The organism is Bradyrhizobium sp. CER78, assembly GCF_029846235.1.
Taxonomy (GTDB): Bacteria; Pseudomonadota; Alphaproteobacteria; order Rhizobiales; family Xanthobacteraceae; genus Bradyrhizobium.
Genome location: NZ_JARVWP010000004.1, coordinates 501,916 through 516,961, shown reverse-complemented (window position 1 = coordinate 516,961; position 15,046 = coordinate 501,916). Strand labels below are relative to the sequence as shown.

General features: G+C 65.8%; 14 protein-coding genes. 8 read left to right on the top strand and 6 right to left on the bottom strand.

Going from position 1 to position 15,046, the window contains the following annotated elements; translation table 11 throughout:
- The first annotated feature begins 33 nt into the window (after positions 1 to 33).
- From QDT69_RS11315 to QDT69_RS11305, 3 genes are all read left to right on the top strand, one after another.
- Positions 34 to 1,317: an RluA family pseudouridine synthase gene (locus tag QDT69_RS11315; protein WP_279706634.1), complete on the top strand. Its 1,284-nt coding sequence runs from the start codon at positions 34 to 36 to the stop codon at positions 1,315 to 1,317.
- 108 nt (positions 1,318 to 1,425) lie between these two features.
- Complete coding sequence (locus tag QDT69_RS11310) at positions 1,426 to 2,640, top strand: amidohydrolase family protein (RefSeq protein ID WP_279706633.1); 1,215 nt, start codon at positions 1,426 to 1,428, stop codon at positions 2,638 to 2,640.
- Positions 2,641 to 2,731: 91 nt separating this feature from the next.
- On the top strand, positions 2,732 to 3,058 hold the full coding sequence (locus QDT69_RS11305; protein ID WP_279706632.1) for a hypothetical protein: 327 nt from the start codon (positions 2,732 to 2,734) through the stop codon (positions 3,056 to 3,058).
- A 13-nt stretch (positions 3,059 to 3,071) separates the two neighbouring features.
- On the opposite strand, the gene QDT69_RS11300 is transcribed toward QDT69_RS11305, so the two are convergent.
- From QDT69_RS11300 to QDT69_RS11285, 4 genes are all read right to left on the bottom strand, one after another.
- The gene (locus tag QDT69_RS11300; RefSeq protein WP_279706631.1) at positions 3,072 to 3,530 is read right to left on the bottom strand and encodes a GNAT family N-acetyltransferase; all 459 of its coding nucleotides are present in this window, start codon (positions 3,528 to 3,530) and stop codon (positions 3,072 to 3,074) included.
- A 138-nt stretch (positions 3,531 to 3,668) separates the two neighbouring features.
- The gene (locus QDT69_RS11295; protein ID WP_279706630.1) at positions 3,669 to 5,846 is read right to left on the bottom strand and encodes an alkaline phosphatase family protein; all 2,178 of its coding nucleotides are present in this window, start codon (positions 5,844 to 5,846) and stop codon (positions 3,669 to 3,671) included.
- Complete coding sequence (locus QDT69_RS11290) at positions 5,846 to 7,585, bottom strand: multicopper oxidase domain-containing protein (protein ID WP_279706629.1); 1,740 nt, start codon at positions 7,583 to 7,585, stop codon at positions 5,846 to 5,848. Before QDT69_RS11290 ends, QDT69_RS11295 begins: the two co-directional genes overlap by 1 nt.
- Before the next feature lie 413 nt (positions 7,586 to 7,998).
- Entirely contained in the window at positions 7,999 to 8,454 is a 456-nt protein-coding gene (locus QDT69_RS11285) for a hypothetical protein (RefSeq protein WP_279706628.1), read from the bottom strand.
- Between the two features lie 70 nt (positions 8,455 to 8,524).
- Here QDT69_RS11285 and QDT69_RS11280 point away from each other — a divergent pair, with 70 nt between their 5' ends.
- The 5 genes from QDT69_RS11280 to QDT69_RS11260 all read left to right on the top strand — a co-directional run bounded on the left by QDT69_RS11280 (position 8,525) and on the right by QDT69_RS11260 (position 12,885).
- Positions 8,525 to 9,304: an ATP12 family protein gene (locus QDT69_RS11280; RefSeq protein WP_279706627.1), complete on the top strand. Its 780-nt coding sequence runs from the start codon at positions 8,525 to 8,527 to the stop codon at positions 9,302 to 9,304.
- 64 nt (positions 9,305 to 9,368) lie between these two features.
- Positions 9,369 to 10,949 (top strand): flagellar hook-length control protein FliK, encoded by a 1,581-nt coding sequence (locus QDT69_RS11275; RefSeq protein WP_279706626.1) that lies wholly within the window; start codon positions 9,369 to 9,371, stop codon positions 10,947 to 10,949.
- Positions 10,946 to 11,209 carry an EscU/YscU/HrcU family type III secretion system export apparatus switch protein gene (locus tag QDT69_RS11270; protein ID WP_279706625.1) on the top strand — a complete coding sequence of 88 codons (264 nt, stop codon included), beginning with the start codon at positions 10,946 to 10,948 and terminating at the stop codon, positions 11,207 to 11,209. Before QDT69_RS11275 ends, QDT69_RS11270 begins: the two co-directional genes overlap by 4 nt.
- A 124-nt stretch (positions 11,210 to 11,333) precedes the next feature.
- Positions 11,334 to 12,146, top strand: a complete 813-nt coding sequence (blaOXA, locus tag QDT69_RS11265; RefSeq protein ID WP_279706624.1) for a class D beta-lactamase — start codon at positions 11,334 to 11,336, stop codon at positions 12,144 to 12,146.
- A gap of 82 nt (positions 12,147 to 12,228) precedes the next feature.
- Positions 12,229 to 12,885 (top strand): carboxymuconolactone decarboxylase family protein, encoded by a 657-nt coding sequence (locus tag QDT69_RS11260; protein ID WP_279706623.1) that lies wholly within the window; start codon positions 12,229 to 12,231, stop codon positions 12,883 to 12,885.
- Between the two features lie 86 nt (positions 12,886 to 12,971).
- Here QDT69_RS11260 and QDT69_RS11255 read toward each other — a convergent pair whose 3' ends face one another.
- The gene (locus tag QDT69_RS11255) at positions 12,972 to 13,460 is read right to left on the bottom strand and encodes a hypothetical protein (RefSeq protein ID WP_279706622.1); all 489 of its coding nucleotides are present in this window, start codon (positions 13,458 to 13,460) and stop codon (positions 12,972 to 12,974) included.
- A 100-nt stretch (positions 13,461 to 13,560) separates the two neighbouring features.
- Positions 13,561 to 14,916, bottom strand: coding sequence for a PLP-dependent aminotransferase family protein (locus QDT69_RS11250; RefSeq protein ID WP_279706686.1), 1,356 nt, complete (start codon positions 14,914 to 14,916; stop codon positions 13,561 to 13,563).
- Positions 14,917 to 15,046 lie beyond the last annotated feature (130 nt).

Sequence of the window (15,046 nt, the reverse complement as noted above, 5' to 3'; positions counted from 1 at the left end):
GGCACAATGCAGGTCTGGAGCCGAAAAACCACCATGAGCCGCCGTATCAAGAGAACCACATCGCCGGGCGATCGCGCCAAAGAGCGCGCCAAGGGACGCGACAAGAGCCGTGACGGCGATCGTGGCAAGGGCGGATCGGCGCAACGCAGCCGCAAGCCGGACGAGCGCAAATCCGGTGAGCGCAAGTCCGGTGAGCGCAAGTCCGGCGACCGTCCGTTCGCGCACCGCGCGCCCGGAAAGCCGCCGCGCTTTGCCGAGCCGCGCCGCGACCGCAACGAGCGGCCTGAGCCCGCCGCTGAAAAGCAGGCGGCCGAGCAGCCATTGCCGACCAAGGTGCAGACCGTCGTCGTCACGACCGACGAAAACGGCATGCGCGTCGATCGCTTCCTCGAGGCGCGGTTTCCCGGCCTGTCGTTCTCCCATATCCAGCGCATCGTCCGGAAGGGCGAGCTCAGGGTCAACGGCAAGCGCGCCGATTCCAAGGACCGGCTGGAGGAGGGCCAGAGCGTCCGGATTCCGCCGCTGCGGCTCGACACGCCGAAGACTTCAGGCACGCTCTCGGAGGCCGAGGCGAAGACGCTGCAGGCGCTGAAGGACATGACGCTGTACGAGGACGACGACGTGCTGGTGCTGAACAAGCCCGCCGGTCTCGCCGTGCAGGGTGGCTCCGGCATGACGCGCCATGTCGACCAGATGCTTGAGGTGATGCGCGACGCTAAGGGGCAGAAGCCGCGCCTGGTGCATCGTATCGACCGGGAGACCTCCGGTTGCCTGCTGATCGCCAAGACGCGTTTCGCTGCATCGTTCCTCACCGGCGCGTTCCGTCATCGCTCCGCGCGCAAGATCTACTGGGCGCTGGTCGCCGGCGTGCCGAAGCCGAAGCAGGGCCGGATCTCGACCTATCTCGCCAAGGAGGAGAGCGAGGAGGACAGCATCATGCGGATCGCCGAGCATGGTGACGAGGGCGCAAGCCATGCCGTGACCTATTACGCCGTGGTCGAGGCTTCCGCGACCAAGCTCGCCTGGGTCTCGCTCAAGCCGGTGACCGGCCGCACCCATCAATTGCGCGCCCACATGGCACATATCGATCACGCGATCGTCGGCGATCCCAAATATTTCAACAAGGAGAACTGGCAGCTGCCGGGCGGCCTGCAGAACCGGCTGCATCTGCTCGCCCGCCGCATCGTGATTCCGCATCCGCGCGGCGGCGTGATCGATGTCAGCGCGCCGCTGCCGCCGCACATGCTGCAATCCTGGAATCTGCTCGGGCTCGAGGCCGACCGGTTCGACCCGATCGAGAACGCGCCCGAGGAGTGACGGGCCGGGCCGTCGCGGACAGCAAGAACGATCAAACCGCGCCGCGCACAACCTCTATGTTGCCGCGCGCCGGTGGTTGCCGGCATGCCATCATCAAAGAGGCTGTCCATGACCGGGACCTGGCTACGCATCGCGCTCTTTCTCATCGGCTCAGCCGTTGCCTCGGTGGCGGCGCATGCCGAGACGGTGGTGCTCCGCGGCGGCACGCTCTACGCATCGGCCGACGCGGCTGCGCTGCCGGATGCTGTGATCGTGATCTCGGACGGCGTCATCAGCGCGGTCGGCAAGACCGGCGACGTCAAGGCGCCCGCGGACGCGCGCGTCATCGATTGCAGCGGCAAGACCGTGGTTGCCGGGTTCTGGAACAGCCATGTGCATTTCACCGAGCATGTCTGGCACAACGCCGGCGAGACGCCGGCCGCGCCGCTGACGCAGCACATGCAGGAGATGCTGACGCGGTGGGGCTTCACGACGGTCTGGGACCTCGGCTCCGATCCGCGGAACATATTGCCACTGCGCAAGCGCATCGCCGCGGGTGAGGTCGCCGGTCCCAACATCTTCCTCGCCGCCAGCATCTTCCCGAAGGACGGCCATCCGGCCTATCTGCCCGCGGACATGCAGCTGCCCGAGGCATCGACGCCGGACGAGGCCACGCAACTGGCGCGCAGCTACATGGACCTCAACCTCGATGGCGTGAAGCTGTTCACCGGCGTCTACAAGGGAAACAAGCCGGTCGTGAACATGGACCCGGCGATCGCCAGGGCCGCGGTCGACGTGGCGCATGCGCAGGGAAAGCCGGCGTTTGCCCATCCGCAGAACAAGACCGGCGTCGAGACGGTGATCACCGCCGGCGTCGATATCATGGCGCACACCGACCCGAGCGAAGCCGGATATACGCCGGAGCAGCTGGCGCGGTTCAAGGCGCAGGGCATTGCACTGATCCCGACGCTGTCGCTGTTCACGACCGTTGTCCTGGATCCCGCCGTGACCAACCGGCTGCTGGCCGCGACCGTCAACCAGCTCAAGCAGTTCTCGGAGAATGGCGGGGCGGTGCTGTTCGGCACCGATGTCGGCTTCACCAAGCTGTACGACACCACGCAGGAATATCAGCTGATGCACCGCGCATTGTCGGAGCGCCAGGTGCTGGCCTCGCTGACGACCAATCCGGCGCGGTACTTCAAGGCTGCGAAGAAGGGCAGGGTGGAGCAGGGCTTCGACGCCGATCTCGTGGTGCTCGACGGCGATCCGCTCAGCGACGTCGCCAATCTCGCGAAAGTGAGCAGCACCATCCGCGCAGGTCACGTGATCTATCAGAAGCCGTGAACGCCGGGCCGGGGAACTCGCATATCAAGGGCGGCGTTGACGCATCTGGCAATCACTTGAACCAGTGCCGCGCCGTCACGAGATATAGGCCATGAAGCGATCCTTGATTGTTGCCTGCACTTTGCTCTGCGTCATCGGCGCGCCGAGCGCCTTTGCGCAAAAGCAGATAATCCTCGGGCCCGGTGGTTCGATCTACAATCCAACTCTGCCGCCGCCGCCACCGCCACCTCCGCCGCCCAAGATCGAGGTGCCTCCGATCCCCAAGATGGACGCGGTCACGCAGCCGAACCTGCGTGCTCCCGCGCGCAGCTCGTTCGGCGACCGTGTCAGCCGGTGTCTCGACGACGCCGCAGCCAGCGGCCTGAACCAGAGCGACCGCGCCGCCTATTCGCGATCCTGCGCCAACACGCGTGACTGATTGCCAGCGGACGTCAGAGCTTCAGCTTGTAGCCGATGTGGCTGCCGACGAATCCGAGCCGTTCGTAGAAGCGGTGCGCATCGGGGCGCGCTCTGTCGGTGGTCAGCTGCACCAGGTCGCAGCCTCTTGCCCTGCATTGCGCGATCGCCCATTCGAACATCTGCTGTCCAACGCCTGAACTCCGCTGCGTTTCGGCAATTCGGACCGCTTCGATCAGTCCGCGCCATGACCCCATGCGCGCCAGTCCGGGGATGAAGGTGAGCTGCAAGCAGCCGATCACCGCATCGTCCAGGGTCGCAACGACCTGCAACTGGTTGGGATCGGCGAGGATGGCTTCGAGCGCAGCGACATACCGCTGGTTCGGTGGCGAACTCGCATCCTCCCGCTGCACCCCCAGCACATCGTTGGCGAGGAGCGCAATGATCGCCGGAAGGTCGGCGGGCTGGGCCTGGCGGAAGGCGATGGATGTCATTGAACGGGATTCCACGGGACGGGATCGGTGTCACCGGGCACGTTACAGGCTCGCGAAGGAGAAGGACATCCAGCTTGGCACAAACGAAATCCGCCGGCCTTGCGGGCCGGCGGATTGGTGCGTCGTCAAAAGCGGTCGTCAGTTGTTCCCGTTGCCGCCCTGATCGTCGCCGTCACCACCGTGGTGATGGCCGCCGCCGTCGAAGTCGAAGAAGTCGAACAGGTCGCTGAGCGCCGGGCTGTTGACCGGAACGTAGGGATTGCCGGGCGCCGCAACCGGGTTCGGGAAGTTGTCGCGGCTGCGATGGGTGATCGGCTCCAGGCGCCAGTTCCGCTCGATGAATTTGATGATCGAGACGTGATCGGCATATTCATGCGAGATGTGGCCCTGCCGCGCGTACGGCGACACCACGATCAGCGGAATGCGCGTGCCATCGCCGAAATAGTCGAGCGGCTGCACGTAGCCGGAGTCGAAGTAGCCGCCACCTTCGTCGAACGTGATGAAGATCGCGGTATCCTTGGCGTAGTCCGAGGCCTGGACCTGGTCGATGATCTTCTTCGCGAAGCCTTCGAACAGGTTGAGCTTGGACGACGACGGGTGACCGTCGGTGAAGCCGCTCGGCTTGACGATGGAAACCGCCGGCAGCGAGTGCTTGGAGAGGTCGGAGTACAGATCAACCGAGTCCTTGATATGGGCTGCGACCTGTTCCGGATGCGACATGATCGAGGTGTCGTACTGGAACGGATTGCAGATGTTGCAGTACTCGTCGGCGGTCGGACCGGCTACGCCCCAGTTGAGCTGGTAGGGATCGTTGACGTAGTTGTTCCACTGGTCGCCGTAATACTTCCAGGAGATATTGCGCTCGTTCAGGCTGTCGCCGATGCTCTTGCGGGTCGACGGCGGGATCGTGAACGGCGTGTTGGACGGATTGGTGTCGGTGTAGGCGTTCTTGCCGTTGCCGAAGTAACCCGGGTTGTAGTTGTTCAACAGGTAATAGTGGCCCGGCTCGCAATTCGCATTGATCCGGATGTTCTTCAGGTAGTCCAGGATCGGCTTGACGCCGGGCTGGGTCGGATCGGAGCAGTCGCTGTAGGAGCCGCCGCCGGACACCGGGCTCGTCTGGAAGGGCGGCGGGAAGCCGCCATTGCCGCCGGCGCCGTAGCCGTCTTCGGTGTACCAGTTGTTGGTGCCCGCGGCCGGATTCGGATTCTCGATTTCATGCACGATGCCGGCATTCGGCGTGCCACCGAACACCTGCGTGCCGTTCGGCGGGACGGCGGCGTTGCCGTAGGTGTCGCTGAAGTAGAGCATGTCGGCGTGGCCGAACATGATGTGGTTGGCACCGGTGCCGCCGTTGACGGACTGATGGAAGTTGTCGCTCATCGCATATTTCTGCGCCAGCGATGTGAAGTAGGGCACGTCGCCCTTCTGCACGTTGTAGAAGCCGAGCGCCGTCGAGCCTTCACCCGTGGTCGTCGCCGTCGGCGAATAGTCGGTGGAGAAGTTCGAGGGCTGCGCCGCGCCGTTGGCGCCGGCGCCGACGGTCACTTCGACCCAGGCGAACAGATTGGCGCCGCAGCCCGACGGATTGTCGCGGCTGGCCGCCGAGTGGTTGCAGTTCAGCTGCTGCCACATCTGGTAGAAGCGATGCACCGGGCTCGCCGAATAGGAGTCGTAGGGCATCGCATCGCTGTTGGTCAGCTGGAACGGACCGGCCGGCAGCGTGCTGACATTGGTGATGCGCTGATCGGGGGTCTGTGAGGACTGACCGGTGCCGCCGGAAAGCAGGAATTGGTAGTAGTCGGACGGCAGGCCGGATTCCGACTGCTGCGCCAGCACCAGCGAGGCCTCGCAGGTGGTGATGGGCGAGCTGCCGCACTTGTTCGGGATGTAGGAGACCTTGGGGCCGCCGACCAGCGGAGCCGGCAATTGATCCTTCGGGAAGTTCTGCTTCGGCGGGCTCAGCAGGAACGCATCGTTCGGGCCGTTATCCATCGCCGCGTGCTGATGCGCCTTTTCGAAGTTCGGCCCGGGGATCGCATTCTTGTTGCCGTCGAGCTTGACGATGCCCTGCGAGAGCAGGTTGAACACGCTCTCGCCGTGTCGCTCGGGCACGTAGGTCGCGAACACGTGGTCGAAGCTGCGGTTCTCGCCGATGATGACGATCACGTGCTTGATCGGCGAACGGGTCTCGTGTCCACCGTGGTGATCCCAGTCCTGCGCAAGGACGGGGCCGGCGGTGAACTGGCCCAGCGCCAATGCGCTGAGGGTGAGGCGGCAACTCTGCAGCCAACGTGACTTCCGCTTGTCGCGCATTAAAGCTCTCCTTTTTGCTGGTTGAGCGGCTTGGTAGAACTTGCAGTGTCTCGCGGCACGACCTTGATCCGCCCCATCATGCCGCCGTCCTCATGCTCGAGGACGTGACAGTGGTAGACGAAGGTGCCGACGATGTTGGGATCGCGGAAATCCATGCGCAGGCGCACGCTCGGATATTTCAGCATCCGGGTGTTGTAGTAAGGCACGTTCACGGTATCGCGCAGGAACGGCTCGTTGACCGCGATGCCGGACCAGTCGAGCAGCTGGAAGTGAAGCTGATGGATGTGGAAATCATGCAGCTCCATTGAGCGGTTCTCGATGATCCAGTCCTCGACGTCGCCCTGCCGCACGGTGATGTCGGGAATGTCCGATTGCGGATCGAACGGCTTCGGCGTCTCGCCGTCCAGGGTCATGAAGAACTTGGTCGGACTGTTCGGGTCGTTCGGGTTCTCCGGTTGCTCGGAAAAGAACAGCTTTCTGACGCGCACCGGTGCGACGTTGCCGACCCACGGCCGCTCAGGTCGCGGCAGCGGCTCGGCGTGAGCGGGCAGCGCGGATTGCGGCTCGCTCGCAGTGGTCGAAGACGTGATGGCGAGCAGCGCGCGGTTGGGGTCGTTTTCGCCGGCCGGGCCGGTGTCGACCGCGCGCGTCACCAGCAAAGCCGATGCGCCGGCCGGCGGTCCCTCGACGATGAACTCGGCGCGCGAGCCCGGCGGCAGGCCGATATGGTTGACCCATTGCACCGAGGGCGACGGGCTGTCCTGGAATTGCAGCGGCACGCCGTCGAGCCCGACGATGCCGATCTGCTGCGGCGCGCGGCCGACCAGCAGCGCGAGGTTGAGATAGGTGATCGCGGACGCGTTCAGCACGCGCCAGAGCTGGCGCTCGCCCGGCTTCATCGTCAGCCTGGCCGGCGGATAGTTCGGATAGGGCACCGGCACGAAGTTGACGGAGAGATCCTTCGACGGCTTGCCGAAGCCGGTGCCGGAGTTGGCGACGTCGCCGTCATTGTCGAGCTGGCTCTTGGTCATGACCGGCTCGGATTTCGACGGCGGTGCGTCCGGATTGACGAGATCCTGGTCGCGGATCACGAGCACGCGCTCGGGCAGGCCGGCGAGCTGTGGGTCGGCGCGCTCGATGCCCTCGATGATGATGGCGCCGGAGGCACCGCCGAGCACCTGCGTCTTGCTGAAGCCGTGCAGATGCGGGTGATACCAATAGAGGCCGGGTGCTGCGTCGTCTGGAATCCGCAAACGATACTCGAACGGCGCATCGTCGGGCTGGATCGAGGTTTTCAGCACATCATCCTGATGGCAGACCGGCGGCACGGTCAGCCCGTGGAAGTGCAGATTGGTCGAGATCGGCGTCATCGCGCCGCTCTCGCAAATCTCGGCCTGCTTCCGCGTCGTGCAGATCGGCGCGCCGGCGAGTGGACGGTCGATCGCGGGCGTTGCCGTATCGAGATCGACGAGGTCGTTCTTGAAGTGGATCACCAGCTGATCGCCAGGCTTCAGCCGCAGGGTCGGCGACGGCTTGCCGTCCGGCGTCAGGTAGCAGTAGCGGCTCGTTCCGTCGGGCAGCTTCTGGTCATGGATGCTGAGGTCGGTTTCGAGCACACCCTCGCGGCTGTGCAGTTCGGCGGGTTCGTCGATCGCGCTTCCGGGAGCGGGCCGGGCACAAACGTCCTGCTGCGTTCGCGGCGCATCCTGCAAGCTTGCGGCGGCGAGCCAGGTCGTCATGCCGCTCGCAGCAAGCCCGAGGCAAGCTGCGGCGATGACACAACAAACGGTCGAAAGTCGTCGTGCCACGCCGCCCCGCTTATACGCCGCCACGCGCGCGCAAGCGCGCAACCGACGCCACGCGTGACGTCAGTTCACGTCTTGCGACCGCAATGGTCGGCAAATGCTTCTGTTTGGTATCGGGACGCTAGCCGCGCGTTGTTGCCGAAATCTGGCAGGTTTTTAACGCGCGGATGACAGGAATTTGCGGCACTTCGACGCAGCGGCGTGCGCAGCGTTCAAACCTGCTGAGCGATCAATCGGATGGCGCATTCACGAACTGAATTGCGGAGATACGGAGACGCGCAGGCAATCGGCAGAAATTTTTTCGGTGTCGCCGATCCTGTCATCTGCCGTCGTGCCGACAAGTGAGATCAGCGCCTGAACTGCGTCAGAAACATGCGCAATGAATCGTGCGGGCTCTCGACATCCGCGATCACCCAGCCGTCGGGGCCGTTGACGACGATGAAGTTGAGCGTGACCGGACGGCCCTCATTGTCGAAGCTCACGGTCACGTCGGTCTTGTCGAACTGGCGGCGCGGCGTTGCGATCGCAATCGGGCCGATCCGCCAGGTCGGGCTCTGCACCAGGAAATCGTACGGCGCATCGTGCAGGGCGGTCCAGGCGCCGCGCAGGCCGGGATCGAAGAATTGCCGGGCCGTTTCGTCGTCGCGCGGCAGGCCGTTGGAAAACGCGGGGCTGCCTTTCCCATAGAAGGCGTAGACGTTGCGGATCAGCGATTCCGGCGAGCGGAACCCGGCGTCGGCGCGGGCGGCCCCGAAAAAGGCCGCAACGAGCAGAGAACCGGCGAGGATTTGGGCGCGTTCCATCAGCTTTATTTGCCGTAGTCCCTGACATATCTTGCAGGGAAATCCCTGGAAACGAAAGCCGGCCGGCGCGATGCGCGAACTCTTCGACGATATCCCTGAACAAGCTCCGCTCGATCCGCAGGAGGCGGTGCGGCGCCACATCCGCACGCCCAAGCGCAAGCGGTTCTACACCAGCGCCGGCGTCGCCGAGGCCGACGGCGGATTTTCGATCACGCTCGACGGCAAGCAGATCCGCTCGCCGTCCGGCAAGCCGATCATGGTGCCGACCCGCGCCATTGCAGATGCGGTCGCGGCCGAATGGAACGCGCAGGGCGAGACCATCGATCCCGTGACCATGCCGCTGACGCGCCTCGCCAACAGCGTGGTCGAGGGGGTGATCGACCGCGTCGACGAGGTCGCCGATGACGCAGCCAAATTCCTCGGCAGCGATCTCTTGTTCTACCGCGCCGGCCATCCCGAGACGCTGGTGGCGCGCGAGGCCCAGCATTGGGACCCGATCCTGTTCTGGGCCGCCGAGACGCTCGGCGCCCATTTCGTGATGGCCGAGGGGGTCATGCATGTCGGCCAGCCCGAGCCCGCGATCAAGGCAGCGCGCGCCGCGTTCCCGACCGATCCCTGGCCGGTCGCCGCGCTCCATGTGGTGACGACGCTGACCGGCTCGGCGCTGCTGGCGCTGGCGCTGGCCCACGGCGTCCGTGACGAGGACGAGATCTGGGCCGCCGCCCATGTCGACGAGGACTGGAATATCGAGAAATGGGGCGTCGACGAGGAGGTCGCCGCCCGCCGCGCCGCCCGCCAGGTCGATTTCAAGGCCGCCGCCGGCGTCCTCAGGGAGTTCAGGCCGGGTTAACGAGACCTTTACGGCGCCGGGCTAGCTTGCGGCACATCCCTCGCGCTTGGCCGAGACCTCCGACATGGCACTCGCCGTCAATCCCGTGCTGCCGGTGCTCGCCTCGAAGGAGGCGGACGGCGTCGCGCCGGACCTCACGCTCGAGGCCGGCAGTGTCATCAATGCGCAGGTCCTGAAGGTGCTGTCCGCCGATCTGGTGCGGATCGCGATCGCGAGCCTGTCGATCGATGTCCAGACCGAGGTGCCGCTGCAGCAGGGTCAGAACCTGCAGCTTGCGGTGTCGCAGAGCAATGACGGCATCCGCCTGCAACTGGTTGGATCGGGCGCGGACACCGGCGATGCGGTGCAACTGTCGCCGGGCGCGGCCAACGCCACTGCCGCACCGCAACCTGTCGCCGCGGCGCCGAAGACCGCGCTGACGCCGCTCGAGCGCGTCACCATCACCGCCACGGCGCAGCATGCGGCGGCGGTGCAGGGCAGTCAGGCCCCGCTGTTTGCCAATCTGACCGCGGTCGCCTCGGCTAATCTGCCGCCAAAGCTGCAGGCTGCCGTCGCGCAGGTGCTGGCGCAGCAGACCGGTCTCGACGAGAATTTGAGCGGCGATGCCGTCAAGGCCGGCTTCCGGAAGTCCGGCCTGCTGATGGAGGCGACGCTGGCATCGGGCGTCGCGCCGGCGAGCGGCAATGCGCCTGACCTGAAGGCCGCGCTGATCGTGCTGCGCCAGGCGCTGACTTCGCTCGGCGCGGGCGATGCCGCGAGGCCTGCGTCCACGCCGCCGCAGCAACCGGCGTTACCCAGCGCCGGAGCGGCGCCGAGCCTCGTACCATCAGGCACGCCCGGCCTCGAGGTCCAGGAAATCCTGCTGCCGCAGGCCCGCGTACCGGTGGCCGAGGATCTGACCCGCGGCAGCATGAGCCTCGCAGGCGCGCTCGCGGATGCGCTCGATACCGGCCCGTCTTCGGGTGGCGCGCTCAACCTCATTCAGGAAGCGCTGCATGAGCTCGGCAACCCGGCACGGCAAGGCGCCGCGCCGCGGGAGATGCTGCCCGGCGACGTGACCGTTCGCAGCAACGCGCCGCCACCGCCGTTTCACGGCGCGCTGCCGTCGGCCCAGGCCGTCGCCGAGGCCTCGATCGCGCCGGGCGCGCCGCTCGCAACCACAGCGCATCGCCTGCTGGAAAACACCGACGCGGCGCTGGCGCGGCAGACACTGCTGCAGGTCGCCTCGCTGCCGGGCCACGGCGATGGCACGCGTCCGCAGCTCGACGCGATGGTGCCGCGCTGGAATTTCGAGATCCCGTTCCTGACTCAGCAGGGTACGGCGATGGCGCAGTTCGAGATTTCCCGCGACGGCGGAGGCAATGAAGTCGAGGCCGCCAAGCGGGTGTGGCGGGCGCGCTTCACGCTCGACGTCGAGCCGGCCGGCCCGGTGCACGCGCTGGTCTCGCTGAACGGCGAGCGCACCTCGGTGCGGATGTGGGCCGAGCGCCCCTCGACCGCCGCGCAATTGCGCGCCGGCGCGTCCGAACTGAGCCAGGCGCTGACCAGGGCTGAGCTTTTGCCCGGCGATATCGAGATCCGCGACGGCAGCCCGCCGCAACCTGCGCCCGCACGCGCCGGCCATTTCCTGGACCGCGCATCATGAGCGAGCCACAGAACCAGCTCGCGGTCGCGCTGCACTACGATCACGCCGGCGCGCCGCGCGTGGTGGCCAAAGGCAGGGGCGCGATCGGCGCCAAGATCATCGAGGTCGCCAAGGCCAACGACATCCCGATCGAGGAGAACGAGGTCTTGGCCGGCGCGCTCTCCAATGTCGAGCTCGGCGACGAGATCCCGGCCGAGCTCTACAAGGCCGTCGCCGAGGTCTTGGTGTTCGTGCTGCGGATGTCGGGCCGGGCGCGGTAGCGCTAGCGTTTTCGGGCACCGGTTCGCGTGACGAAAACGCGTCAAACAAGTAAGGCTTCATTGCCATCCTTTTACCACGATGGCATCAGCATCGTCGTCAACCCGAAACTGTTCAGGTCTCGTCGTGATCAATCGCCGCCATGCGCTCGGTCTGTTTGCTGCCGCCACCGTCCTGCCGACGCGCAGTTTTGCGAATGTGTCGTACCAGCGCAGCGAGTTTCGCGAGGACCTACAAAAGCGGTTCTTCGATCTCGGCACCGAAGGCACCTTCGTCGGCTACAAGATCGACGACTATCTCATCATCGCGAGTGACAAGGTCCGTTCGGGTGAGGGCAGGCTGCCGGCTTCGACCTTCAAGATCCCGAACGCGCTGATCGCGCTCGACACCGACGTGGTGCAGGATCCCGACAAGGATGTCTTCAAGTGGGACGGCGTCACCCGCAGCATCGAGGCCTGGAACAAGGACCACACGCTGCGCTCGGCGATCGCGGTGTCGGCATTCCCGGTGTTCCAGGAGATCGCCCGCCGGATCGGCGAGGAGCGGATGAAGAAGTATCTCGATACGATCGACTACGGCAATCGCGACATCGGCGGCGGCATCGACCAGTTCTGGGTCAAGGGAAACCTGCGGATCGATCCGGTGCAGCAGATCGATTTCCTCGACCGGCTGCGCCGCGGCGTGCTGCCGGTCGGCAAGCGCAGCCAGCAGCTGGTGTGCGACATCCTCCCGGTGACGAAAGTCGGCGATGCCGTCATACGCGCCAAGACCGGCCTCACCGACAAGGAACACGGCTCGCTCGGCTGGCTGGTCGGCTGGTCCGAGAAGGGCAGCGACATCACCGTGTTCGCGATGAACATGGACTGCAAGACGCAGGCGCAGATCGACGCGCGGATGAGCGTCACGCAGCAATGCCTCACCGATATCGTCGCGCTGTGATCATCTGATCTGCGCGATCATCTCTGGTTGGCGTCGCGCAGCTCGACTAGCATCCTCCGATAAATCAAAAAGCGGAGGAATCATGCGTTCAGCAACAGTCTGGCTCTCGTCGCTCACGCTGGCGGCGGCCGGCGGCTGGCTTGCGGCCACGGTGTCATCAGTGCCGGCCACCAGCAAGGAGCCGCGCTTCCCGCAGCTGACGATGGATCAGCTCAACGACCTGCAGAAGCCGCTCGGCGAGCAGATCATGAAGGTGTCGAGCGTCGGCATCGGCGGGCCCTACAATCCGATCATCCGCAGCCCGGTGCTCGGCCAGCGTCTCTATGATCTGTTCTATTACCTGCGCTGGCAGACCTCGGTGCCGACCAGGCTGAACGAGTTCGCGATCCTGATCATCGGCCGGCAGTGGCGCTCGCAGGTCGAATGGTTCGCGCATGCGCCGCTCGCGGCCAAGGCCGGGCTGTCGGCCGACGTGATCGCCGAGCTGAAGGCCGGCAACCGTCCGTCGAAAATGGCCGACGATGAGGCTGTGGTGTACGATTTCGTCACCGAGCTCACCACGACCAAGAAGGTTTCGGACGCGACCTATGCGCGGGCCAAGACGATCTTCAACGATCAGCAGATCGTCGATCTCACCGCGCTCGCCGGCAATTACGTGATGGTGGCGATGATCCTGGCGATGGCCGAGGAGACCGTGCCGCCGGGTAAGGAAGAGCCGTTCAAGATTGGCGAGAAGTAGCGACGCGCACTGCGCTTCACCTCGCCCGTAAAGAGCGGGGCGAGGCAGCGCAGTGCCGTCGCCGCTCGACCTGGTCTCATCACGCGCTAGTGCCGCGCGAGCGCCAGCGAAACCGCCGTCACGTTGCTCTGCTGCGGACGGATCGACACGGATTGCTTGCCGCCACGCGTGGTGAGCGAGAGGTCGGCAGAGAAATTGTTGCCGCGCGCGGCAGCTTCAACGCGATCGCCGGTCGCGCGCCCCGAGATCGTTCCGGACGCATTCCGGCTCGCCTCGGTCCATGCACCGGAGATCGCGCCGCCGCGATATTCGACGTCACTGGTGAGATCGAAATTATAGCTCGCGCTGGCGCATTTGAGCGACAGGCGAAGTTCGGCGCCGGTGCCGTCGACGTCGTATTTGGCGCGGCAGCGCAGTTGCTCCTGCATGCCGTCCGATGTCGTCAGCGTGCCTCCGCCGGACCATGAGCCCGCCATGGCGAGCAAAGGCGAGGCAGGCGCGGCCTGCGAGGGCGATGCAAATACGCCGAGCGACAGCAGCACGAGGCTGGTCTTCGCGAGTGTTGATCGAGACATCTTGGCCTCCTCTAGCGGTTGATGCCTCTTAACGCGGCAAGGTTCCGAAGGTTCTTACCCTGGAACCGCATCGCAAAAGCGGTTCCGCGGCCGGCGCGAGCTAAAGCGCAATCGCCCGCTGCAAGGCCGGCATCAGCTTCGGATCGCGGCATTGCGCGACGTTGAAGCGCATGAAGGCCGCAGCGGTCTGCGAGGCGCTGAACACATTGCCGGGCGCCAGCACGATGTTGTCTGATAGCGCAGCGCGCGCGACGTTGGCGGAGTCGCGGCCGTCGGGCAGATGGCACCACAGATAGAAGCCGCCGCGCGGCATCAGCCAGGGCTCGATGCCGATGCGCTGCAATTTCTCGCCGACGTCGCGGCGGGCGCGGGCAAGCCGCCGACGCAGCTCCTCGACATGCTTGCGATAGAAGCCGCTCGATAGCACGCTCGCGATGATCTCGGTTGCGACCGCGCTGGGACCGCCGAAGCCGGTCGCGACCTGGAGATCGACGAGATCCTCGATCCAGTCGGCCCGCGCGGCGATGAAGCCGCAACGCACCGATGCCGACAGCGTCTTGGAGAAGCTGCCGATCCGGATCACGCGGTTGAGCCCGTCGAGCGCCGCCAGCCGGGCCGACGGCTCGGGTTCGAAATCCGCGAAGATGTCGTCCTCGACGATGGTGAGATCGTGGGCCGCGGCGGCATTGAGCACGCGGTGCGCGGTTTGCGGCGACAGCGTCGCACCAGTCGGATTATGCAGCGCCGAATTGGTGACATAGAGCCGCGGCCGCTCGGCGGCGAGCACCGCCTCGAAGCCTGCGACGTCGGGACCCGACGCGGTGTAGGGTACGCTGACGATGCGAACCTGATGCGCGCGCAGCAGGGCGCGGAAATTGAAGTAGCAGGGATCGTCGACCAGCACGGTGTCGCCCGGCCGCAGCAGGAAGCGGCAGATCAGGTCGATCGCCTGGGTGCCGGACGCGGTGAGCAGCAGTTGCTCCGGCGGCACCTCCAATCCCTCGTCGGCAAACCGCGCCATCAGGATCCGGCGCAGCACGAGCGAGCCGCGCGTCGCGCCATAGTCCGCGAGCACGGCATCGTCGGCCCGCGCCAGGCCGCGCAACGCGCGCCGCAGCGCTTCGGCCGGCATCCACTCGGCCGGCAGCCAGCCGCAGCCCGGCTTCAGCGCGCCCGTTTCGGCATCGAGCGATTGCCGCGACACCCAGAACGGATCGACGGCGCGGTCGCGCTGCGGCTGGTCCTTTGTCAGCGCCAGCGGCGGCAGCGCCGCGGAAGAAACGTAGAAGCCGGAGCCGGGCCGGGGGCGGATCAGGCCCTCGGCCACCAGCCGGTCATAGGCTTCGACGACGGTGGAGGGCGACACGCCCATGCTGGCGGCAAGGCCGCGGATCGAGGGGAGGCGGTCGTCGGCGACCAGCGCGCGGCTCGCGATCTTGGTGCGGATTGCATTCATCACGTCGGTGGTCCGCGTCGCCTTCGGCGGATCGGATTGCTGTTGCAAGTGTATGCCTACCTTTGCCCATACAGTTTGGCCGTATTGTACTGATCTGTAGCTGCCTTGGCGAGCCTCCGATCGCTATGTT